We start from the raw sequence: 22,073 nt of genomic DNA on the forward strand, positions 1-22,073 counted from the left end.
CGTGGTCCATCGCTATTTCCGCTTGGAAGAAGTGCTCCGCGAGTTGGGCGTAGATCGCGAGTTCGTGCACGTGCTGGAGGTGGAAGAAATCATCCATCCTAAACTGTCCTCCGAGGGAGAACCCGTGCTTTCAGCCGAAGATGTCGAGCGCGTGCGTGTTGCCCGCCTGCTGATGCACGAACTGGAAGTCAATCTGGCCGGTGTGGAAATCGTGCTGCACTTGCGCGATGAAATCCTCTCCATGCAGCGGCAGTTCGGGGAAATTCTCGAGCAACTCGTGCAGGAGTTGCGCCGCCAACTTCCCAAGGCGTGACGGCAAGAGCCTGCGGTGCAACAAACTTGCCCCCCTCTGCAAAAGCCTATAGGTTGCCTCCGCATCCATGAGCGAAGAAGAACGAGAGACCGCGCTGGGCGAGGAGAGCGGTTCAAGCGACGACCTTCCTACGCTCGAGCCGGAAATCGTGGAAATTCCCAGCGAGGTTCCGGAGGTACCGGAAACCGCACTGGACGTATTGCCGGCACCGGCGGCGGAGGAGGAAGAAGAGGCTGGCCCGACAAGCCGCGAGGTGGTGCCGTTCGACCCGCTGCAGCGGTACCTCGTGGAAATCCGGCGTTATCCCATCTTGTCTCGCGAAGAGGAACACGAGCTGGCGGTTCGTTACAAGGAACATGGCGACCTCGACGCCGCCTACCGGCTGGTCACGTCGAATTTGCGCCTCGTGGTGATGATCGCGCGTGAGTACCAGCGCGCGTTTCAAAATCTCTTGGACTTGATCCAAGAAGGCAACATGGGCTTGCTCGAGGCCGTCAAGAATTACGATCCGTATCGCGGTATCCGCTTTCCTTCGTACGCCGTCTGGTGGATCCGCGCCTACATCATCCGCTACATCATGAACAACTGGCGGCTGGTGAAGGTCGGTACCACGCAGGCACAGCGCAAACTTTTCTTCAACCTGCAAAAAGAAAAGGAGCGGCTCGAACGCGAGGGCTTCAAACCCACACCCAAGCTGCTCGCCCAACGGCTCGACGTGAAGGAGTCCGAGGTCATCGAGATGGACCAACGCCTCTCTTCTCGCGAGCTCTCGGTCGACGCTCCGATCGAGGAGGGCGAAGAAAGCACGCTGCTCGATTTCATCGCCAGCCGTGAGGCGAATGCGGAAGAAAAAGTGGCTGACGCCGAAGCCCGCGCTTTGCTCAAGCAGAAGATCAAAGAATTTGGCCGCACTCTGACCGGCAAGGAGAAAGTCATTTTCGACGAGCGGCTGATGGCAGAGGAACCGAAGACGCTGCAAGAAATCGGCGACCGTTACGGCATCAGCCGCGAGCGCGTGCGCCAATTGGAAGAGCGCGTAAAGAAGAAGCTCAAGAAGTACTTGCTGGACAGCGCCAAGGATATCGAGGTCGCAGTCAAAGACATCATCCGCTAAGGCGGCTTCGCCACGGGTCCTCACGGGACCATTTGCAGGCGAAGCGTCTCCGCCGCCCCGGGCCGTTACCTTGCCACTCTTGGCCGGTTTTCGCCCCTTGGCTACAAGCGCGGCTCATGCCTGAGGTTCAGGTCCGCGGTGCAGTCACGCTGCACTATCTCGATGAAGGAGAGGGAACACCGCTTGTCTTGCTGCACGGCCTCGGCGGCAACTCGCACGTGTGGGACGAGTTTATCCCTCATTTCACCCGCTATCACCGAGTGGTACGGCCCGACCTGCGTGGCTTTGGCCAGTCAGATAAGCCCGCCGGACCCTACACGCTCGCCGATTACTCCAGCGATTTGGATGCGTTACTCGAGCAAGCACAACTCGGCCCCGTGCATTTGCTCGGGATCTCGATGGGCGGGGTGATCGCTCAACGCTTCACCCTGGATCGGCCGGAGCGCGTCCGCTCGCTGATCTTAGTGTCGACCTCCAGCGAGGTGGGGCCGCGTGCCACTGCGGCTTGGCTGCGCTTGGCCGACATGATCGAAAGCCGCGGCTTCGGCGACAATGCCGTGGATGCCACCCGTTCGGTATCGCCCGCATTCGCCGCGCGTTACCCGGAGCGGGTGCGAGCACTGGGTGAACTCACACGCCAGTGCGATCCGCGCGCGTACGCTGCCGCGGCACGCTCCGTGGCCGACTATCACTTCACGGCCGAGCTCAGGGGCGTGGCGCAACCGGCTCTGATCTTACAGGGGCTCGACGATCAGCTCACGCCACCGGGTGGATCGGTGAAAATGGCGCGAGCACTGCCGCATGCCCGCTTGCTGCTGGTGCCCGAGGCTGGTCACAATCTGCCGACGGAAAAGCCCGAGCTGTTCGTGTTCAGCGTGCTGAGTTTTCTTGGCGGTGTCGAGTTGGCCCAGGCGGTTTTAACGAAGCGCGGGCAGACTCGGCACACATGATTGGAGGAGGGCAATGCATCGACGGAAACAAATCGAAATGACGGAAGAAGAGCGAGCTCAGTTTTTGGCTCACGCGCGCACTGCGGCGTTTTCCACGATCGACCCGTGGGGCTACCCGCACACCGTGGCCATGTGGTTCGCCATGGAGGGCGATTGCCCGGTAATGACCACGTATGCCAAGTCGCAAAAAGCTCGCAACGTGGAGCGCAACCCGAAAGTGGCGTTCATGGCCGAGTCCGGTCAGACCTACGACACACTGAAGGGCGTTCTCATTCGGGGCGAAGCCGAATTAGTCCGCGAGCCGGAGTACACACTCGCCGTCTTGAAGCGCATCCACGAAAAGATGCTCGGCGCACTGGTTCCAGGAGTGGAGGAAGCTATGCGCCGGCAGGCACAAAAGCGAGTGGTGGTGCGCATTCGACCCGTGCGGATCAGTAGCTGGGATCACAGCAAACTCGGCGGCCTGTACTAAACTTTCCGCTGGCGGGCGCGTTTGCTCGGTTGAAAACCGCGTGCCGCCACGCATACAGTGGGCTTTCCATGTTCCGTCGTGTAGCCCGTGGGCGTGCCTCCGCCGTTTGGTGGGTAGCGCTCGTCCTCGCCGCGATTTGCCGGCCGGCGACCAGTGGCGCTGCGGCGGAGGGGTGTGTGCCGGTGGAAGACCCGCCGTCGGTGGTGCGCACCTTGGCGGGGCAGGTTTTCGGCGGACTTCCCCCTTGTGGCTTCGTGGATGCGAACAACGACGGCGGCCCTACCGCCGCCGATCTACCGGCGGCAATCCTTCGCCTCAGCAGCCTACCAAGCCCCACGGCAACTCCTTCGTTCACCATCCTACCGGCAACTCCCACGCCCACGCCGAGCACGGCATGGGCAACACCAACGCCTACCTCGAGCGAGACGGCCTCGTTCACCCCAACAGCGCCGGAATCGCCCACCCCGACCATGTCCTCGACTGTGCCGCCCACCGACACCCCGGAGCCCACGCCGTCCGCATCTGCCACGCCGTCCGTTCCCAGTTCACCGACGCTCACCCCTGTGCCCTCGCATTTATGGACACTGACACCCACGGAAACGGCCTCGGCCACGGCCACACGCTCGGCCTCGCCAACTCGCACTCCCACGCCCACTGGCACGCCTACCCGAACCCCCACCGCCTCGAACACAATTCCACCCACGCGGACTCGCACGGCAACCGCAACCCCAATCCCAACACGCACCGCAACTCCCACAGCCACAAATAGCACCAACCCATCTCCGACCCTCTCCTCCAGCGTCACTCCGTCTCCGACCTTGTCCCCACTGCCAAGCGCAACCACAGCCTCTACGTCGACATCCGTCACCTCCACTCGAACTCCTTCACGGCCAGAGCCCACCTACACCATGACACTACCGCCCCCAGCGAGCCTATCTGCGACTCCGTCGGCTTCTCGCACAGCGACGCGTACTGCCACAAACACCAGTACCGCTACACTTACACGCTCGAGGACGCCGTCGCGCACCCCAGTGCCGTCGCTCACACCCACAGCTACGGCGAGTTTCACGGCAAGCCCAACTTCCTCGCCGACCCGGACGAGCACAGCTTCCCCTTCTTGGACTCCATCGCCGACCCCAACGCGTTCGCTGCCGCCGACGCTGACTCCTAGCTGGAGCCCCACCGCCACCTCGTCTCGGACCCCTTCGCTCACGCCCACGGCGACTGCCACACGGACTCGCACGGCTACCCGCTCGACAACGCCAACTCCGACGACAACACCCACCCCTTCGGCAACATTTTCCTTCACGCGCACCCGCTCCGCCACCGCAACGCGAACACCAACACCCACGATCACTGATACGCGTACGCGCACGGCAACGAACACCCCGACCTACACGCCGCCGGGCATCGGACCTGAGGTCACCTTTTTTGGTGTCGTCACCAACCTGGACGGTTGCGTCTTTTGCTGCGACCAACGCTGCCGCCGCACCCCCACGCCAACCCCGTGGATCGATGCGCAAGGGCGGCGCATCTTCTCAGCGAACAGCGGGCAATTCATCATTGTGGTCGAGGGCAAACCGGGCGCGAGCGGCGCGGCAGTGGGAACCTCATTAGAACCCGGATTCGATGGGCGGCCAGACCTGCAGATCCAGAACTCGCGGGCCATGGGAAACGGTAGCCTCACCGTGTGCGACACTGGCCCTCCGAGCCAAGGAGGTGGCGGTGTACCGGGCGTGTGGCCTCCGCGCTTCGATCCTGCAGACACCTTCGTGACCAATGCATTGCAAGATTTTGCCTGCCGCTTCGATCCTTCCGTCAGCGCTTCTGCTCCGTGTACCATGCTCGACCCGGGCCGCGAGCCAAGCCTGGTGGTGGCGACGTCGACCGCGCAATTTTGCGACTTCGTCGCAGCCACCGCTGTGTTCCCGCCCGGAGACAACATTCTCACTGTGCGCTTGCGGGACGCCCAAGGAAACCCTGGGCCGACGGCGCAAATCGTGGTGCGCGTGGCGACACCCACGGCCACCCGCACTCCCTGAGGAGTCACCGTGCGGGGCAAAATGGCGCAAACGGGTCTCGTGGCTGCGTTCCTCTGGCTCTTGCCAGCGGCGAGCCGAGGTGCGGAATGCACGGTGACGCTGGACGCGCACGGGGCCATTGCCTGGCTCGGACTGCTGTTCGAGGAGGCTGCCGACTGCTCGGACGCCGACACCAATCGCGATGGGGCCGTAACTGCGGCTGACCTAGTGAGCGCGATTGCGCGCTTGCAAGTTCCCGCAGCGACAACCACGCCAGTGTCCCCGAGTAGCACTCGTACACCCGGCGCCACCGCAACATCCACGCCGGCACTCCCCAGTCCCACAGACACAAGCAGCGTGACGGCAACGCCGACGCATAGCACCACGCCACCCCCCACTGACAGCCGAACGCCCACACCGAGTGGGACGCCTTCGCTCACGCCTCGCCCTCTGGCCACGGCCTCGCCAACGGCTTCCGCGTCACCATCCCGAACGCCATCCACGACGCCTTCCAGGACATCCACACTGACGCCCACACCGCCATCCCCGACCCTGCCCACACCGTCGCATTCCGCCACCAGCACGTACACCAGCGTCCGCAGTGCGAGCGGGACCCTGACTCCGAGCAGCACCCCCACCGCAACCTTGCAATCGACAGCGACGGGCACGGGCACGGTCAGCGCAACCCCATCGCCGAGCCCGGCAGCGTCTCTCACTCCCGAACCACCGTCGCCCAGCCCGAGCTGGTCTCGCACGCCGGAGCCGTCCCCCTCGCCCAGCCCGGTACCAGCGTCGGCCACCGAGACCCCAACAGAGACGACTTCGCCCACTCCCACCCTTCAGCCGATCTCGGCAACACCCACTGAAACACCCTCGCCTACGGAAACGGCCAGCGCGACGGGGTCGCCGACGGCAACGCGAACCCCAATCCCGGGAAGCCAGCCGACAAACACGCCGACGGCTTCATTCACGATTCCAGCGACGCGCACTCGGACCCCTACGCGCACGCGCAGTAGCGCGCCCTCGCCCACGCCAACGAACACCGCTTCACTCACCCCTTCTCCAAGTGCATCGCCCTCAGCGAGCCACTCGCCCACGGCCACCGAAAGTCCGACGGCAACGAGTTCAGCTACTGAGACAGCCACGGTTACGCACACGTCGTCCCCGACCGTCTCACCGTCAAACACGGGGACAGCAACGGAATCCGCAACCCCTACGGCAACCCCCACGCCATCACCCACTGCAACGGCGTCTCACAGCCCATCGCCAACACCTTCGCTCACTTTGACCGCGACACCCACGGTAACCCCAACAGCGACGTCCACGCTGAGCCCTACCGTCTCGCCGACGTCCACGCCCTCTCCCACGCCCAGCGATACCCCGACGATCACTGCCACCGCCACACACACAGCAACGCCAACCCACTCGGCAACCCACACCTTTTCTCCCACACCGTCGCCCTCACCTACCAGCACAGCGAGCCCTACCCCGACGGCAACTCACTCGGCCACCGCCACGCTCACCCCCACGATGACCCGCACGGCCACGCGCACAGCCACACCGACCGTAACAATGACACCCACTCCAACCCCGACCGCATCCCACACTGCGACGCCGACGCGCACGCACACCCCCACACGCACGCGGACACACACGGCCACTCCTTCAGCCACTCCGACGCTGAGCAGCACTCCAACTGCGTCCGCAACACCGACACCGACGGGTCAGGGGCCCGTCGTCACCGCGTTTGCAGCGATTGCCCGGCTCGATGGCTGCGTGTTCTGCTGTGAGCTCGAATGCCAAAGCTGGCCGACGCCGACGCCAGAGTTCGATGCAGCCGGACGGCTCGTCTACAGGCTCACGTCCGGACAGTTTCTCATCGTCGTCGAGGGGCGTCCTGGCCTCAGTGCCCAACCGCTCGGAACCTCCCTGCAACCGGGTGCAGACGGTCGCCCTGACATCTGGATCGAAAACAACCGTAATCTCGGCAATGGCAGTTTGACCGTGTGCGATACGGGTCCGCCTTCCCTCGGTGGAGGCGGCATTCCCGGAGTGGACCCACCGCGATTCGACCCCGACGATCTCTTTGTCACGAATGCACTCGTGGACTTTGCCTGCCGTTTCGATCCGTACATCACTGTGAACACGCCGTGCACGATCGTCGACGCCTCGCGCGATCCCAAGCTCCTGCAACCGAACTCCACCTGGCAGTTTTGCAGTGCGGTGACCGCGACGATGGTTTTTCCGCCCGGAGAAAACTTGCTGAGCGTCGCCCTGCGCGATGTGGCCGGAAACACCGGTCCGACAGCACAAATCGTCGTGGTCGTGGCCACGCCAACCGTTACTCCGACCCCGACCCCCACATCTCCTTCACCCACACCCACGGTGACCCTCACCCGCACCCGCTCGCCCACGCGCACCCGCACGCCTACACGCACACCCTCAGCCACGGCGAGCCCCACCGACACCGCCACATTCACTCCTTCTGCCACGCCGTCCGCAACACCCACACCCACGCCAAGCCCCTCCATAACACCGTCCGCATCGCCCTCACCACCCGCGCCTCCGTCTCCATAAAAAGCAGCGCCGCTCGCCACTCACCTGTCCTCGTTAAAAAGCAGGCCGCGACCGTTGACTTCGCAAGGGGAATCGGGCATGCGGTTGCGGATTTTCGCTGCGGTCGCAACAGCGTTCCGCAGACAAAGGAAGGGGAGGATCGAGAAGGATGAATCGTCGCTCGGTACGTGGTTTGGTGCTCGGGGTTGTGACCGTGGCCGCTGCCACTGTGGCGCAGGCACAGCCGTGCATGATCTTCGTGCACGGCAAACAAACGGACACGAATACGTACACCAACTGGTCCTACGCGCGGAACTATTGGAAGACAAGCAGCACCGACTTTGTGCAAACTGCCACGAAGAATTTCGCGGCGAGTTACTACGTGGTCGGCTACAAAGGAAATGATCCTTACTGGGGTGCAGGCGCCGCTGACGAAGTCGCCAACGAGATCATCAATGCCACGAACGGCGGGGCAGACGGGGGCGGAAATCGCTGCGCGCTGACTTATGCGAACGGCGGTACTTTCTGGGTCATTGCTCACAGCATGGGCGGCACGATCATGGACTACATCCTCGGGAACAGCCGCACCACCGATCCGAACTACAAGAGCATTTATGGCACCGTGGGCCAGAGGATCAGCCGAGTCATTGCCGTGAGCGGGGCACACCGCGGCTCGCAGGGAGCGGACGCCGTTTGTGGCCAGAGTAACCTTTTGTGCAACTTCATCGCGTTCTTCATTCAAAGCTGCGACACCGCCACCTACTGGCTGCGCAGCGCCGACGATGTGCAGGTGCGTACGTATTCGAATGCACCGTCGAAGAATGTGTATCTCGTTGGCGGTTACCAAGCCATTTTTGGTGCCAGTGCTTGCCTCAGCGGGGAGGACGACGGGATTGTCCAGTACGCGTCGATTTATGCCTGTAACGGCAGCGCAACCGCTGGCTACGACAACTCGAACGTATGCAATAACTCCTACAAGCAGGAGAGCTCGGGCTTCCGCAACCTCGACGCCGGTCACGAAAACCACGACAACATCCGCAATGACTCTCGCTACGCAAACCGCAAGCAAATTCCCGACGGCGTGTGGTACTGCAACGGTTCGCCGTGCGCTCCGAACACCACGGTGCAAAGTTCGATGTCGACGGCAAAGTTCGTCACCTTGCTTTACTAATCGCTCGTAACTCTCACCGCCGAGCGCTGAGCCCCGCAGTCAGCTTCAGGCATGGCTGCGGGGCGCGCTGTTTTTTATACACGGTTTCGCAATGCCCAAGGCCAGCGAGCCTCAGACCGACGCTTCCCCGCAACGGCGCCCCGCATTGTTCGTGCTCGCCGCTGCGGCCGCCGCTCTGCTGCTCCTCACGATTGTCTGGCTATTGCTCGCTCGCGGCGGCCAACGCCCTCCTCAAGAGAGCGAGCTAACGCTCCGCCCAGCACCAGTGGTCGAGCCTCAACGGGACCGAGTGCAGAGTCACACTGCGGCACACTCGCAGGCTGCAGCTCCCTCTCCCACCGCGGCGCCACCTCCGTCGCCCGCGACTCCCGAGGAGCAAGCGGCCCTCGATGCGCGCTCCACCGCCATCGCCATGACCAAGCAGCTCATCGACGATTACAAGAAGCGCGCGGCATATCCGCCGGAAACGAAACCCATCACGCAAGAGCAGGATCCTTTGCTGAGCGACCGCGAGGTGTCGCCGATCTCTGCTGGGGGGCCGGACGGCGAAGATCCGGTCCTCACCGTTTTCCCCGAGCAGATTTCATTCGAGGAGGGCGAAACCCCAAGGATCTTTGCGCACCTCACCGTTGGTGGTGAAAAAGTAGCCGCTCGAGAAATCACCGGGACCGTGTTCACTCATGAAATGGTTCCTGTTGGCGAGTTGGTCTTTCACGATGACGGCCAAGCCGGTGACGCAGAAGCTTTCGACAACGTCTACACGGTGACCTGGACCCCGCCGACGGACGACACCGCGCTCGCGGCGTCGTACTTCGTCCGCGTGATTGCCTTTTCCCTGGAAGGCATCGAGCGCCGTGCCGGAACGAGTTTTCAGGTAAGCCGCCCGCACGCCCGCCTCACGGGGCGTTTTCGCGACCGCCTGGACCAAGGCAGCTTGGTCATCGAGGCGGAAGTCGAGGTAGTCAAAGCAGGCCGGTTCCATTTGGCCGCAACGTTGTACTCCAACGCCAATCGGCCGCTCGGCCTTGCCCAAAGCAGTCACGAACTTGAGCCCGGCATGTACTGGTTACCACTGCGATTTTACGGCCGGCTGTTCCATGGCTTCGAGACCGGCACCGGCCCCGTGGACGGCCCCTACGTCCTCCGGTTCGTTTCCTTGATGACGACCACTTCCATGCCCAACGCTCTCAGCCGTCTCGTTGAGCCGAAGTTCGTCACGCAACCCTACCGGGCCAGTCAGTTCACCGCCGAGTCCTTCAACGACCCGTTTTACTTGGAAGCCATCGAGCGCGAGACCGAGGAGTTGCGCCGGCTCGAGGCAATGGCGGAGAACCCCGAGTGACGCATCTTCCGACGGCGCAACTGGCAACCCTACGGGTGCCGCGAATCGCGTGGGCGCTGCTCGTGGTCCAACCGCCGTTGTCGCTCGCGTATTTGTGGAGCGTGCGCGAACATTGGCTACCGCCGACTTTCTGGGCGCCGCTCGCCTTCGCAGCACTACCGGTTATTGCAGCCGGGTTTGCCATAGTGGCTCTTCGCGGAGGAGCCCGATCTGGCAAGCCGCGCGTGCAACCTGCGCTGGCCCTCTTGCTCGCCACGGTGGAACTCGGCTGGTGCGTGCTCGTGGCGGGGATGGTGGGATTTGCCATCGCATTGCAGAGTGGGTGAGATGTCCGGGAATAAGGCACTGTGCACCGTTCTCGTCCTGCTCGCGAGCTGGACTGAGGCCTGGCCCGTGCGGGCTGCCGAACCGGTGCAAATCGAGGTTCGCCAACCGGAAGACGAACCGCGGGCTGATGCGACCGCGGACGTACCCACGGCCGCTGCGTTACCACGCGAAATGACGATTTGCCGGGGCACCCGTCGCTGTTGGTCGGAAGCGGGGCGGAGCAATTGTGCCGGACAAGACGAACCTGCCACCCCTTTTCGTATCTTGCCAGTCGACTCCAGCGGGAGCCTGCCGCAGGCTTTGCAAGACTGTTGGCAAAGCCTCGTCCCCCGATAGCCGTGTCGCTCGCGCGTGCGGCGATTCGCGACGGCCCGGAGCAGCTCCTAGGCGCACCGGATCATTTCGCAACCAGCACGGCGGAAAGGTTACGCCTCGCCGCTGCACCTGCGCAGTTCAACTCAGCGTGCCGGGATAGCGCGCGGAATTCCTGCCCCGAACGGCAACCGCTGGCACTCGCCCGCAACACCGCAGTTTTCCTCTTCGCTAAACGACGCTACCATGCCATCGCCATGGAGGAAGCAGTGCTCGATCGGCGCCTCATATGGGGGCTCGTGGCGTCGCTACTGGTGCACATGATGCTGCTCACCTCCCTCAGGAGTTCGTGGTTTTCAATCGTGCCTCCACAAGCGCTGTTGCCGATCGAAGTCGACCTTGCTCCTCCGCCCCCGCCACCGCCTGCACCCAAGGCAAATGAGTTACCCCTCGAGCCCGCGCCGAATGCCGAGCCCGCTCAACCACAATTGGTCCTCCCCGAGCGCCAAATCGTGAATCCACCCGATGCCGGCGAGGAGGCTACCCCGCGGAACACGCGGCTCCTCAGCGATCGCGACAACCGGGTTGCCGAGGAAACCGTGCGGCGCGCCGATCGCTACCAAGAAAAGCCCGCCAAGCAGGCAGCCGCTACAGAGCGCCGGCAAAAGGAGAGCGCGGGCGCGGCGGCGGGGTCAAACCGCGCAAGTGAACACAAGGCGATGAAAAACCCTGCCCCGGCAGGCGAGCAAATCGCCGCGCTCCCGAAACTCGATCAGTTGCTGCCGAACATTGGCGACGTTTCCTTACCAGCCGCAGCGCAACCCACCCCCGCGGAAGGCGGAACGAGCGAGGCAGGACCGAAACGGCGCCTGCTGTTGGACAGCGGCGGTCCCACGTTTTCGGTGCAACCGGGAACGGCCGACTTCTTGCCGGGAATTCGCGAGGGCAACATTACCCTGCTCAATACCAAGGCCGAGCGCTTTGCGCCGTTCGTGCGGCGTGTGGCGGCACGCGTGTTCCAGCACCTGGACATCCGCCTGCGGCAGACCGCACGTGCGGGCAATGCCAGCGCGGGGCGGGAATATGCCATTGTGGAAGCAATCATGGACCGGCAAGGACAGCTTGTGCGTGCGCGTGTGGTCGAGCGGCAAAGCACGAGCACGTTCGGTGCCGATCGCGTGTTGTTGAGTGTCACTACCCCGGACACCTTTTTCGATGCGAACCCGCCCCCGGGCGCAGAAGCCAGCGATGGCTACATCCACTTCCTGCTGTTGATCGACTTGGATATCGTCACCGTGCCCGATCCGCGCTCTGGCCGGATAGCTGTAGGTTACCGTGGAATTGCCGGCGTCGGACTCGATGCACTTGCCGACCGCCGCTGAACGAACAGTGGCAGGTTCGTGCGCGCGGCTGTTTTTCGGAGAACACCGGCGCGAAGCGCGAACCGTTACATCCGGTACACCCCCGGACGCATGGGCTCGATTGGCGCATTGCGCGCAGCGGCAAGAGCGAAACCCAGCACGTCGCGAGTTTGCACCGGATCGAGAATGCCGTCGTCCCACAGCCGTGCGGTGGAGTAGTATGCGCTGCTTTCCTGCTCGTACTTGGCCCGAATCGGTGCGAGGAAAGCTTCTTGTTCCTCCGCCGTCATCGTCTCGCCGCGGGCCGCGAGTTGTTGGAGTTTGACGGTCAACAGCGTTTGCGCCGCCTGTTCCCCGCCCATTACGGAAATTCGCGCGTTCGGCCACATGAACAACAGCCGCGGCTGGTATGCTCGCCCGCACATGCCGTAGTTCCCCGCACCGTGCGAGGCGCCGATAATCACCGTAAACTTGGGCACACCCACGGTGCTGACCGCGTGCACCATCTTGGCGCCGTCCTTGGCTATGCCCCCGTGTTCGTACTGCTTACCCACGATGAAGCCGGTGATGTTTTGCAAGAACAGCAGCGGGATTCCACGTTGCCCACAAAGCTCGATAAAGTGGGTGGCTTTGAGCGAGGACTCGGAGAACAAAATCCCGTTGTTCGCCACGATGCCGATCAAGTAGCCGTGGATGCGGGCGAAGCCGGTCACGATAGTGGTCCCGTAACGAGCCTTGAATTCATGAAATCGGCTGCCATCGACGAGCCGGGCAATGATCTCGCGCACGTCGAACGGCTTCCGTGGGTCGCGCGGCAAAATGCCGTAAATTTCTTCCGGGGGGTAGGCTGGGTCCTCCGGCGGCGCCACGTCGAATAAGGCGCGCTTCGGCGGCCCCAAACTCGCAAAGATGCTGCGCGTGACCTCCAAGGCGTGATGGTCGTTGAGCGCGAGGTGGTCCGCCACTCCGGAGATCCGGGTGTGCACGTCGCCGCCGCCGAGCTCCTCAGCTGTGACCTCTTCTCCCGTGGCTGCTTTGACCAGCGGAGGCCCGCCGAGAAAAATCGTTCCCGTGCCTTGAACGATTACCGTTTCGTCGCTCATTGCTGGCACGTACGCGCCACCAGCCGTACACGAGCCCATGACCACGGCGACTTGGGGAATCCCCAGCGCGGACATGCGGGCTTGGTTGTAAAAAATGCGCCCAAAGTGGTCGCGGTCGGGGAAGATCTCCGCTTGCAGCGGCAAAAACGCTCCACCCGAGTCGACGAGGTACACGCAGGGCAAGTGATTTTCCAAAGCGATTTCTTGTGCGCGCAGGTGCTTTTTCACCGTCATCGGATAGTAAGTGCCGCCTTTGACGGTGGCGTCGTTCGCCACGATCATGGCCTCGCGCCCGTGAATCATGCCAATGCCCGTTACGATACCGGCGCTGGGGGCCTCGTTGTCGTACAACCCGTACGCTGCGAGGGGCGATAACTCGAGGAACGGCGTGTCGGGGTCGACGAGCGCATCGATGCGCTCGCGCACGAGCAGCTTGCCGCGCTCGCGGTGGCGTTGGCGCTGGTCTTCCGGTCCACCTTGCTGCACCGCGCGAATCCGCTCGCGCAGCTCCTCGGCTAGCGCTTCATGGTAGCGGCGATTTTCCTGAAATTCCGAGCTTTGGGGGCGAACGCGGGATTCGATTCGGCGCATGGCTGGGCCCATAGCAAAGGCAACGTCTCCGGAGCTACCGGCAACCGATTGCAAAAGTGTCTAAGCGCCCCCGTAGCTCGAGCGCGCTGCGCGATGCGGCGTGCCTACTCTTCTGTGGTCCTCACACTCGTGTCCCCAGCCCACGCGCAGACAACGGTGCCGGCACTCGCGGCCAGTCGCGGACGGGCCCCGCGTGTGAACTCGGCTTCGCGTCGTGGGAGCAATTAAAAGCGATAGGTCAGGCCGAAGGTGACGGGGATGTGATCCTTGTCCTCCACGTCAAAGGCCGTGAACACGTACGAAGCTTCCAACGTCGCCGCGATGTTTTCGGTGGCGTACACGTCGAAGCCAAGACCACCCCGTGGACTGAAGCCGTTGTCGTCGCGAGAAATGCCCATCAAACCGGAGCGGCCGGCATCCAGGTGCATCACCCCAGGGCCAATCAAGGCGTACGGCTGCACCCTTCCGGTGAGCGCGTAAAGCTTCACGTTCATCCAAAAGCCCCAACTTAAGAGATCCACCGATGGTCCATCCGGGGGTTCCAGCTCGCGGTCGCGATAATGCTGGAAGCTTCCTTCCACCGCCACGTTCGTATGTGCACGGTAGCCAACGCGCAAGTCGAACCCGAGCGCGTTCTTTACATTTACGCCGGTGGCATCGGTGTCGAAATTCTCGACCGAGTAGGCACCCAGCCCCGCCACATAGAAACCGGTGCGGCCAAACTTCTCCTCCTGGGCAAGACACCGAGCGGCAGGCAACAACGCCAAGCCCAGAAGAGCCCCGAAGAACCACCCGCTGCCAATATTCACGCGCCGTCTCATAACGTCCACCTCCCGAGTCGCTCGCGGTCGCGCAGGCCACAGCCTTGGGCTCGCGAATCGCTTTGCGGCTATCACGAAAAGGCTCCTTCGGCAACAAGAACTACAAGTGTTCGCTCCTCGTACCGCCCCGCAAGGCCCATCTTGCGTACGACCAGCGAAACTGCCGAGCAGTGACGGCTATGGATCGGCGACTCCCGAATAGCAAATGGGGAACGCGTGGATCGGTGATGCTGTCGCCACCGCTGCTACGCGTTGCCATCCTAGCACGCGGCACCAGCGCGGTCGTAGGGGCAGCCCTTGTCGCTACCCTCGTTTGCCTGCGCCACCGCTAATACCTCAACCTCCCACGGGCAGGCGCGAGGCCTGCCCCTACAACTTTTCCATGCACTGTCGCGGCACCTGCACAATCGTAGGCGCGACGCATGCGTCGCCGCGTTGCCATAGTGCCAAAATGCCGCCCCTGCTCCAACGGTACCTTGCGATCGCGCCGCAACGCGTACGGGCGGCGCAGTGGCCATCAGACCAAGCCGAGGCGGGCCGCGACGTCTTCGTAGTTCGGCACCTCGGCGTACAGCTTTTCAAGGTCGTTCCGGGCACGCCGAACGTCGCCCAGGCCTTCGTAAACCAGAGCGCGCTCGTAGCGGAGGGCGCGGAGCAACTCTGGGTCTCTGCCTGCCGTCTTCCGGAGCGCCGTGCTCAGCGTCTCCAGCGCGGCAGCAAGTAAACCGAGTCGACGTAGAGCCCTGGCTTTGTAAAGCAGCAGCGCGGTGTGCAGCGGGGTGTCGTTCTCTACACCGGCGGCCAACTGCACGACCTCCTGCAGCGACTCGCGATCGTTCGGGCGTGCGTCCAAGAGCAGCTCGGCTAACGAAAGGCGCACCACGAGATCGTCCGGCGCAAGCGAGCGTAGCCGCTCGAGGCAGAGCGATGCATCCACCCACTGTCCGGTGTGCTGATAGAGCTCGGCGAGAGCAAGGAGCAGCCCCTGCAGGTTCGGGCCAACGTGGGCACAGATCTCCGGGGCAATGCGCACACTGACGGTGAGGGCCACACCGTACTTGGCGAACAACGTTCCAAGCTCCTTCTCGTGCTCCAAGGCGAAGGTAAGGTGCCGCTTTGCCTTGTCCCAATCGCCCCGCTCGAATGCCAGCACACCGGCAAAAAACGCCGCATCGGCAAGCTGCGGGGCTTGGTCCAGCATCGCCAAAGCTTGCGCCGTCTCGCCCTGCACCAGCGCGCGACAGCCATCCACAAACGCTTCTTCCTCCTTGGGCGTCCACAGCCGCGCAAAAAAGCCTAGCGTGAGGCGATCTTCCGGCCTGACCGCAGGCAGAGCCGGCTCGCTGACCTGCGCATTTCCCCCGCGACTGGTTTTCTTCGTCGGAAAAGTCGTCGTGTAAAAGATTCCTGTTCCGGGAATGCCAACGGTGGCGCGCTGTCCACCCGGACCGATCGTGAACTTGGCCCCGCGCGGCCCGAAACTCAGCGATGCTCCCGACTTGCTCAGGTTCACGCTCACCCCTGGCAAGATCTGCACCCGCCGCCAAAAACGAAATCCCATGGGCACCTCCTTCGGCTGGCTTTCTGCCCCACTCGTGTGCCATCACGTCTCGGGGCCCGAGTCAAGCGCCGGGCGCGCATGTTGAGCCCTCCGCCCCTCTCCGGCGCCTCGAGATTACCGTCAGCAACGCGCGCGCAACTCGCGCCGATTCAAATCTGGTAGTTGTGTACGAACACGCGCATTTTCTTCGGAAAGACAAACAGCCGCTCCGCCGGCTGTGGGCGCAGCTCCGCGTAACGTTCCCACGGCAACTCCACGCGCAGCACCATGCCGAAGTGCACCGCGTGGAGTTCCAGTTTCACGGTGCCACCGAGCGGATTCACGCGTAGCAGGCGGGCTTCCACGCTATATACGCCACGGGGGATGCGATCCACTTCCAGTTCATGCGGGCGCACATACGCCACGGCGGCTTCTCCGTCGGCCTGTTCCTCTTCGCTCACACCTAGCGGGGCAACGAACCCTTGCCCCTCCCGCACGCGGCCAGGGAACTTATTCACGTAGCCGAGGAATTCAGTGACGAATGCATTCGCTGGATGCTCGAAGACCTCCACTGGTGTTCCCGTTTGCTCGACCTTGCCATGATTCAACAACACAACCTGATCCGCTACCTCGAATGCCTCCTCCTGGTCGTGGGTAACGAACACACTCGTCACGCCTATCTCATCGTGTAAGCGGCGAAGCCATTCCCGCAGTTCGCGGCGCACTTTGGCGTCGAGGGCGCCGAACGGCTCGTCGAGCAACAAAACCTCGGGCTCCGCGGCTAGTGCCCGTGCCAGGGCAACACGTTGCCGTTGGCCACCTGAAAGCTCGGCAGGCCGCTTCCCTTCGAGCCCCTCGAGGCGCACCAAATGCAACAGTTCGCGCACGCGGCGATCCACTTGCCGGCGTGGCCACCGACGCACGCGCAGCCCAAAGGCCACGTTTTCGTACACTGTCAGATGCCGAAACAGCGCATAGTGCTGGAACACGAATCCTACGTTGCGCTGGTGGGGAGATTCACCGGTGACATCACGCCCGCGGTAAAGTACAAGCCCGCGGTCAGGTTGCTCCAGTCCCGCAATGATCCGCAGTAACGTAGTCTTTCCCGAACCCGACGGACCGAGGAGGGCAAGCAAGCTCCCCGTGGGTACGGTGAAACTCACATTGTCCAACGCCACGAAGCGCCCGAACGACTTGCTCACTCCCTCCACTCGGATGCCATCTTCTGTGCCGCTCGCAGAGGGAGACGCCGAAAACGTGCTCGGTGCGGCACTAGCGGTTTGCGCAGAGTGAACCGGCCCGGTTGCCACATGGTCACCACGACCTTGCCCTTCCTCTTGTCCCCGCGAGGGATCGTCCTCGCTTTCGAACGCTTGCAGCTCCTGGCGTGTCCTTCGCTCGAGCCACGTTTTCGCGACCACGGTGGCCATGCCGAGCAAAGCGAGCAAACTCGCGACAGCAAACGCGCCGGGTAGATCGTAATCCTGGAACAACTTCTCGACCCGCAGCGGTAAGGTATCGGTCACCCCGGTGATGCGTCCCGACACTACATACACTGCGCCGAATTCGCCCATGGCTCGCGCGTTGCACAAAACCACGGCGTACAAGAGGCCCCAACGGATGTTCCGCAGGGTAATTTTGCCCCACATCTGCCACGCACTCGCCCCCAGGCTACGCGCTGCCAACTCCTCCTCCGCACCGACGGCTTGCAACAACGCTACCAATTGTCGCGCCACGATGGGGAACGTAACCAGCACGGTGGCAAGCACGAGCCCTGGCTCAGCAAACACGATCCTGATGCCCCACGCCTCCAGCCACGGGTACAAGGGCCCCCGGGCACCGAACACGAGAACCAAGCTCAGCCCCGCCACTACGGGAGACACCGACAGCGGCAGGTCGATCACGGCCGCTAACAGCTTGCGGCCGAAAAACTCGAAGCGAGCCAATAACCACGCTGCGCACAAGCCGAAGCCGGTATTGATCGCCACGGCAAGCAAGGCCACGCGCAGAGTCAGCGACGCAGCAGCCCGGGTGTCGGGATCGCCTACAAGCTGGCGCAAAAACGCACGCGGGCCATGCACTAGTGCTTGCGAAGCGATGACACCAAGCGGCAGCAGGATCAAAAGACCGACAACCACGAGCGCCGAGGAGGCCACCACAGCGTTGGCCCACTGTTCAACCTGCAAGAGCCGCTTTGGCCGCTCCTTGAACCACCGGTTCATTACTAACCGCTTGCGGATTTCCTCAGCCCACATAGCGCGCCCCCCAACGATGCAGAACTTCGATCGTGAGCAGAACGAGCAGCGAGGCGCCCAAAAGCACCGAGGCAACCGCTGCAGCCTCGGCGTATGCGAACTCCTCCAAGCGCGCGACGACCAAAACCGGCGCAATCTCCGTGACGAAGGGCTTGTTCCCCGAAACGAACACCACCGAACCGTACTCGCCGGCCGCCCGAGAGAAGGCCAAAGCAAAACCGGTTAGGAGTGCCGGGACGAGTTGGGGAATCTGGACACGAACCAACGTCTGCCAACGCGACGCACCGAGGCAAGCGGCTGCCTCCTCGAGTTCCCTTTCCAAATTGGCAATCACCGGCTGCAGGCTGCGCACAGCCAGCGGGAAACTCACGAATACCAGCACCAACACGACCGCCGCACGGGAGTACGCCAGAGTCACGCCCCAGCGAGTCAGGTACTGGCCGAGGAAGCCGTTCGGTGCGTACAAATTCGCGTACACCAAACCCGCTACGGCCGTCGGCAATGCCAGAGGAACATCTACCAGGGCGTCGACGAGTCCGCGTGCCGGGAACGTTGCCCGCACCAGCGCCCACGCGACAACACTGCCGAGAAGCGTCGCCACGGTCGCGGCCAAGAGAGCGGCACCGAAGGTGAGCTGGTATGCAGCGAGCGCGCGCGGCGTGAGCACGGCAGCCCAGAACCCATGCCAGCCGAGCGACGCAGCGTGGAGCAACACCGCACCAAGCGGCAAAGCCACCACAACCGCCACCGAAACCACGGACAAGGTAAGGGCGGCGCGAAACCCGGGAAGAATCCTGCGCTCGTAGCGACTCATCGCTGCCCCTCCCCCGATGCAAAGATCCGGTCGAACAGCGCGCCTTCGGCAAAGAACTTCTCCTGGGCGGCCTCCCAACCGGAAACAATCTCCTGAACGCGGAACAGCCGAAGCGCCGGAAACCGCTCCGCGTAGCGCTCCAGTACAGCGCGATCGACGGGGCGGTAGTAGTGTTGCGCGATCATCTCTTGCGCCGCCGGGGTAAACAAAAAACGCAAGTACGCTTCCGCCACCGCCCGAGTTCCCTTACGCTCCACCACACGATCGACCCATGCAACCGGCGGCTCTGCCAAAATACTGATGGGCGGGTAGACGATTTCGACTCCTCCTTGAGACTCGCGAACTTCGAGGTGGGCCTCGTTCTCCCAACTGAGGTGCACATCTCCCATGCCCCGCTGCACAAAGGTGGTAGTTGCACCACGGGCACCGGTGTCCAACACGGGCACATTGCGATACAGCTTGGTGACGTAATCGCGAGCATCGGCCTCCGAGCCGCCACGGAGAACCACCGCGCCCCAAGCGGCGAGGAAGCTCAGGCGTCCGTTGCCCGATGTCTTGGGATTGGGCGTGATCACTTGCACGCCCGGGCGAACAAGGTCAGCCCAGTCCCGAATGTTTTTCGGATTGCCCTTACGCACGACGAACACGATGGTGGACACGTAAGGCACGGAATTGTTCGGCAGCCGCTGTTCCCAGCCCTCCGGAATCAAGCCCGCCTTGCGGATTGCATCCACGTCCGGCCACAACGCCAGGGTCACAACATCGGCGGCCAAGCCGTCGATCACCGCACGAGCCTGACTTCCCGAGCCCCCGTGCGATTGACGGATGACCAACCTTTTGCCGCCTTCGGCTTCGTACTTGGCGCGAAATGCGCCGTTCAGGTCGCGCCACAGCTCCCGCGTTGGATCGTACGAGGCGTTGAGCAACTCGAGCGCCTCCTCGGCGAGCGCGGGGAAGGCAAGGCCCACCGCTCCCGCCATCCACACGCAAAGTGGCAGGACGACCCACAAACTTGCGTAACGACGCCGACGGGAGACGCGCGAAAATTGCCGTTCGGCACCGTATCCAATTCCCGATGCAATCGGAGTTCTCATAAATCCCTCCTCGACGAGTGAAAGAATGACAACGCTCGATGTGCCGCCTCTCGCCCCACCGCCGTCGCGGAGCGCGGCGAGAGGCAGCGGTCTTGGCGCAAAACAACGAAGGCCCAGGGGCTTCCCGGGCCTTCGCGGGTGGTGCGTTGATTCTCAATTATTACAACGCAACGCAGTGCCGGCGCACGCAGCGCACCACCACCCGGCCCCGGGAGAACCCCTGAGCCTGACTACAGCAACAACAGCAGTAAGTACGCGGTGCATGCGAACTCATGCGACGCCGTTGCCTACCTTCGCACGCAGGAAAACGCAAGCGCCGCGTTTCCACGCTCGTGGAAGCGAGCGTCCTCGGACCGAGTACGCGAAGCGCCGAGCTCCACACCGGCAAATTCTCATTGCAGAGCAGCGACATCAATCAGGCGCCGGTGCGGGCTACGGAATCCTCAGAGCTCGGAGAGCCAAACACGAAGCGAGGTCGCCGCGTTTCCATGCACGCATCGAGACGAAGGGGGGTTCGTCAATGAGGACCATCTGGGTGCCCGTTTCATCGAAGCAGCCCTGAGCGCCGAAGCGCGTATTCGCCAGTGGACATCCAACCTCGCGCCGGCCATGTATGTTAGCGTCCATTCTTCTGGACGAAGCAGCGAGGCTAGTTTTGTTGAGCCTGGGCGAAGCGGACTATGTCGGCGCGGGCGGTGTCGTGCTGGGCGTCGCTAGTCGTGGAGGAGCGATAGGCGAGAAGGTAGCGGCCACTGCAGCAGTGCAGCGTGTGCGCTGCTGCGGATGGGGAACGACAGGCGGCGCAGCATTGGCGCTGCAAACGCGCCGGGCTTTGGGTTCGACCGCTGGAGCGTGTTTCCCTCCGATGGGGTTGCGAAGAGCAACCGCGACGCAGGCCAGGCCAGCCCCCCGCCACTCCCGCCAGCACCTCACTGCTACCGAACTGCTACCGACCTGCCTGTATGCGTTGGTCTCCCCGCTCTGGCCAGCGGCCAGCCCACCGCACGGCACCGGCACAGTGGGGCGGAGGCCAAGGAAATGCCGGTGCCCTTTGCGGGTGCGGCGTACGCGCGAGCCAATCAAACATGTTCTGACGAGGCCAAGTTTGCGGCGGAGATCATTGGCTACGAGCCGAAGGACGACCAGCCCCTCATCGAGGCCGGAACCCTGGTGGTATCGAACCTGGCCCTCTCACCTACCATCGGTTCTCCCGGGGGCACTTGTAGGAGCCGAGGAGAAGGAACATGGAACGGCTGGTCGTTCTCATCTGTGTGCAGTTGTCCCTGGCCTTGAGCTCGGCCCTGGCTTGGGCAGCAGAACAGCCCAGGCCAGAGGATATCGCGGCCCTTCGCCTGGCACTTGAGCGATATTTTTGTTTCAAGGGCTACTCGGGGTTTCTCAGGGACCGGGGCATGGACAAAACCCGAGAAGGCTACCGTGCTCAACGTTGATGCCCGCTTCTACGCGATCCGGGAAAAGCTCCGAAACAAGCTCACCCGGCCGGAGATGATGACGTGGTTCTCCGAGGGAACGGTGAAGCCCGGTCACGCGCGGGTCGTACAAGCATTCGACTTGGCGGAGGACTCGTTTTGGGATGACCTCGGCAGACCGTGGTTGCGCCAGTGGTTTGCGGAGCGGCCCACAGTGTCATTCCAGCTTGCCATCCCACCAGATTGCCCGCGCTACGATCCGCCAACTCCCGAGAAGGAGCGCATGGTGGAGAACATCGTGCGAAACATGCGCAACTTTATGCAGTGGATCGTCGATCATGAGCGTGCACGGGGCGAGAGGCCGTCGTACCCGGACAAAGTCACTTTGGTGATCGCCAATTTCAACGTGGAGGATGACTTCACGTACGTGCTCATCAAAGAGCCGCACGAGGTCTGAAACATACAGCTCCACCTCAACAACGACAC

At 63.0% G+C, this 22,073-nt stretch carries 23 protein-coding genes and 1 pseudogene; 12 read left to right on the forward strand and 12 right to left on the reverse strand.

Annotated features, from left to right (window positions below; genetic code table 11):
* Position 1: 1 nt before the first annotated feature.
* The 4 genes from N3C12_12610 (at position 2) to N3C12_12625 (ending at position 2,849) form a co-directional block, all read left to right on the forward strand.
* Positions 2-313 carry a MerR family transcriptional regulator gene (locus N3C12_12610; protein ID MCX8073275.1) on the forward strand — a complete coding sequence of 104 codons (312 nt, stop codon included), beginning with the start codon at positions 2-4 and terminating at the stop codon, positions 311-313.
* Between the two features lie 67 nt (positions 314-380).
* Positions 381-1,427, forward strand: coding sequence for an RNA polymerase factor sigma-32 (locus tag N3C12_12615; GenBank protein MCX8073276.1), 1,047 nt, complete (start codon positions 381-383; stop codon positions 1,425-1,427).
* Between the two features lie 116 nt (positions 1,428-1,543).
* Complete coding sequence (locus N3C12_12620; protein ID MCX8073277.1) at positions 1,544-2,377, forward strand: alpha/beta hydrolase; 834 nt, start codon at positions 1,544-1,546, stop codon at positions 2,375-2,377.
* A gap of 13 nt (positions 2,378-2,390) precedes the next feature.
* Entirely contained in the window at positions 2,391-2,849 is a 459-nt protein-coding gene (locus tag N3C12_12625; GenBank protein ID MCX8073278.1) for a TIGR03618 family F420-dependent PPOX class oxidoreductase, read from the forward strand.
* Here the strand turns inward: N3C12_12625 and N3C12_12630 are convergent.
* Complete coding sequence (locus N3C12_12630; GenBank protein MCX8073279.1) at positions 2,809-3,723, reverse strand: hypothetical protein; 915 nt, start codon at positions 3,721-3,723, stop codon at positions 2,809-2,811. The two genes, N3C12_12625 and N3C12_12630, sit on opposite strands and share 41 nt — an antisense overlap.
* A gap of 27 nt (positions 3,724-3,750) precedes the next feature.
* A complete protein-coding gene (locus tag N3C12_12635) occupies positions 3,751-4,224 on the reverse strand; it encodes a hypothetical protein (GenBank protein ID MCX8073280.1) in 474 nt (157 codons plus the stop codon).
* A 226-nt stretch (positions 4,225-4,450) separates the two neighbouring features.
* Here N3C12_12635 and N3C12_12640 point away from each other — a divergent pair, with 226 nt between their 5' ends.
* Complete coding sequence (locus N3C12_12640; GenBank protein MCX8073281.1) at positions 4,451-4,891, forward strand: hypothetical protein; 441 nt, start codon at positions 4,451-4,453, stop codon at positions 4,889-4,891.
* A gap of 818 nt (positions 4,892-5,709) precedes the next feature.
* Here the strand turns inward: N3C12_12640 and N3C12_12645 are convergent.
* Genes N3C12_12645 through N3C12_12655 form a run of 3 tightly spaced genes read right to left on the reverse strand, consistent with a single transcriptional unit; the run spans position 5,710 to position 6,561 of the window.
* Positions 5,710-6,099: a hypothetical protein gene (locus N3C12_12645; GenBank protein ID MCX8073282.1), complete on the reverse strand. Its 390-nt coding sequence runs from the start codon at positions 6,097-6,099 to the stop codon at positions 5,710-5,712.
* Positions 6,100-6,123: 24 nt separating this feature from the next.
* Positions 6,124-6,345, reverse strand: coding sequence for a hypothetical protein (locus tag N3C12_12650; protein ID MCX8073283.1), 222 nt, complete (start codon positions 6,343-6,345; stop codon positions 6,124-6,126).
* Positions 6,346-6,369: 24 nt separating this feature from the next.
* The gene (locus N3C12_12655; protein MCX8073284.1) at positions 6,370-6,561 is read right to left on the reverse strand and encodes a hypothetical protein; all 192 of its coding nucleotides are present in this window, start codon (positions 6,559-6,561) and stop codon (positions 6,370-6,372) included.
* An 85-nt stretch (positions 6,562-6,646) separates the two neighbouring features.
* On the opposite strand from N3C12_12655, the gene N3C12_12660 reads away from it, so the two are divergent.
* From N3C12_12660 to N3C12_12680, 5 genes are all read left to right on the forward strand, one after another.
* Positions 6,647-7,447 (forward strand): hypothetical protein, encoded by an 801-nt coding sequence (locus tag N3C12_12660; protein ID MCX8073285.1) that lies wholly within the window; start codon positions 6,647-6,649, stop codon positions 7,445-7,447.
* A gap of 148 nt (positions 7,448-7,595) precedes the next feature.
* The gene (locus tag N3C12_12665) at positions 7,596-8,597 is read left to right on the forward strand and encodes a hypothetical protein (protein MCX8073286.1); all 1,002 of its coding nucleotides are present in this window, start codon (positions 7,596-7,598) and stop codon (positions 8,595-8,597) included.
* A gap of 91 nt (positions 8,598-8,688) precedes the next feature.
* Positions 8,689-9,939: a hypothetical protein gene (locus tag N3C12_12670; protein ID MCX8073287.1), complete on the forward strand. Its 1,251-nt coding sequence runs from the start codon at positions 8,689-8,691 to the stop codon at positions 9,937-9,939.
* Positions 9,936-10,265: a hypothetical protein gene (locus N3C12_12675; protein MCX8073288.1), complete on the forward strand. Its 330-nt coding sequence runs from the start codon at positions 9,936-9,938 to the stop codon at positions 10,263-10,265. Before N3C12_12670 ends, N3C12_12675 begins: the two co-directional genes overlap by 4 nt.
* A gap of 312 nt (positions 10,266-10,577) precedes the next feature.
* Positions 10,578-11,960, forward strand: a complete 1,383-nt coding sequence (locus N3C12_12680; protein MCX8073289.1) for a hypothetical protein — start codon at positions 10,578-10,580, stop codon at positions 11,958-11,960.
* A 65-nt stretch (positions 11,961-12,025) separates the two neighbouring features.
* Here the strand turns inward: N3C12_12680 and N3C12_12685 are convergent, their stop codons facing one another.
* The 7 genes and pseudogenes from N3C12_12685 to N3C12_12715 form a co-directional block, all read right to left on the reverse strand.
* Positions 12,026-13,633 carry a methylcrotonoyl-CoA carboxylase gene (locus N3C12_12685; protein MCX8073290.1) on the reverse strand — a complete coding sequence of 536 codons (1,608 nt, stop codon included), beginning with the start codon at positions 13,631-13,633 and terminating at the stop codon, positions 12,026-12,028.
* A gap of 224 nt (positions 13,634-13,857) precedes the next feature.
* Positions 13,858-14,454 (reverse strand): porin family protein, encoded by a 597-nt coding sequence (locus N3C12_12690; protein MCX8073291.1) that lies wholly within the window; start codon positions 14,452-14,454, stop codon positions 13,858-13,860.
* A gap of 517 nt (positions 14,455-14,971) precedes the next feature.
* Entirely contained in the window at positions 14,972-16,015 is a 1,044-nt protein-coding gene (locus N3C12_12695) for a DUF4236 domain-containing protein (GenBank protein MCX8073292.1), read from the reverse strand.
* Between the two features lie 149 nt (positions 16,016-16,164).
* Complete coding sequence (locus N3C12_12700; GenBank protein ID MCX8073293.1) at positions 16,165-17,211, reverse strand: sulfate/molybdate ABC transporter ATP-binding protein; 1,047 nt, start codon at positions 17,209-17,211, stop codon at positions 16,165-16,167.
* 180 nt (positions 17,212-17,391) lie between these two features.
* A pseudogene (locus N3C12_12705) lies at positions 17,392-18,216 on the reverse strand (sulfate ABC transporter permease subunit).
* Positions 18,217-18,238: 22 nt separating this feature from the next.
* Positions 18,239-19,063 carry a sulfate ABC transporter permease subunit CysT gene (gene cysT, locus N3C12_12710; GenBank protein ID MCX8073294.1) on the reverse strand — a complete coding sequence of 275 codons (825 nt, stop codon included), beginning with the start codon at positions 19,061-19,063 and terminating at the stop codon, positions 18,239-18,241.
* Positions 19,060-20,043, reverse strand: coding sequence for a sulfate ABC transporter substrate-binding protein (locus N3C12_12715; protein MCX8073295.1), 984 nt, complete (start codon positions 20,041-20,043; stop codon positions 19,060-19,062). Before N3C12_12715 ends, cysT begins: the two co-directional genes overlap by 4 nt.
* Positions 20,044-21,401: 1,358 nt before the next feature.
* Between N3C12_12715 and N3C12_12720 the strand changes: the two genes are divergently transcribed.
* Both N3C12_12720 and N3C12_12725 read left to right on the forward strand, forming a co-directional pair.
* Positions 21,402-21,608 carry a hypothetical protein gene (locus tag N3C12_12720; protein ID MCX8073296.1) on the forward strand — a complete coding sequence of 69 codons (207 nt, stop codon included), beginning with the start codon at positions 21,402-21,404 and terminating at the stop codon, positions 21,606-21,608.
* The gene (locus N3C12_12725) at positions 21,595-22,044 is read left to right on the forward strand and encodes a hypothetical protein (protein ID MCX8073297.1); all 450 of its coding nucleotides are present in this window, start codon (positions 21,595-21,597) and stop codon (positions 22,042-22,044) included. The genes N3C12_12720 and N3C12_12725 overlap by 14 nt, the downstream gene beginning before the upstream one ends.
* The last annotated feature ends 29 nt before the right edge of the window (positions 22,045-22,073 follow it).

It is taken from the genome of Candidatus Binatia bacterium (assembly GCA_026415395.1).
In the GTDB taxonomy this organism is placed as follows: domain Bacteria; phylum Desulfobacterota; class Binatia; order HRBIN30; family HRBIN30; genus HRBIN30.

Coding starts and splice junctions, on each gene's coding strand:
- N3C12_12670 (MCX8073287.1), top strand. CDS start 8,689: ATGCCCAAGGCCAGCGAGCCTCAGACCGACGCTTCCCCGCAACGGCGC.
- N3C12_12695 (MCX8073292.1), bottom strand. CDS start 16,015: ATGGGATTTCGTTTTTGGCGGCGGGTGCAGATCTTGCCAGGGGTGAGC.
- N3C12_12715 (MCX8073295.1), bottom strand. CDS start 20,043: ATGGCGGGAGCGGTGGGCCTTGCCTTCCCCGCGCTCGCCGAGGAGGCG.
- N3C12_12615 (MCX8073276.1), top strand. CDS start 381: ATGAGCGAAGAAGAACGAGAGACCGCGCTGGGCGAGGAGAGCGGTTCA.
- N3C12_12625 (MCX8073278.1), top strand. CDS start 2,391: ATGCATCGACGGAAACAAATCGAAATGACGGAAGAAGAGCGAGCTCAG.
- cysT (MCX8073294.1), bottom strand. CDS start 19,063: ATGAGTCGCTACGAGCGCAGGATTCTTCCCGGGTTTCGCGCCGCCCTT.
- N3C12_12720 (MCX8073296.1), top strand. CDS start 21,402: ATGGAACGGCTGGTCGTTCTCATCTGTGTGCAGTTGTCCCTGGCCTTG.
- N3C12_12685 (MCX8073290.1), bottom strand. CDS start 13,633: ATGCGCCGAATCGAATCCCGCGTTCGCCCCCAAAGCTCGGAATTTCAG.
- N3C12_12620 (MCX8073277.1), top strand. CDS start 1,544: ATGCCTGAGGTTCAGGTCCGCGGTGCAGTCACGCTGCACTATCTCGAT.
- N3C12_12665 (MCX8073286.1), top strand. CDS start 7,596: ATGAATCGTCGCTCGGTACGTGGTTTGGTGCTCGGGGTTGTGACCGTG.
- N3C12_12690 (MCX8073291.1), bottom strand. CDS start 14,454: ATGAGACGGCGCGTGAATATTGGCAGCGGGTGGTTCTTCGGGGCTCTT.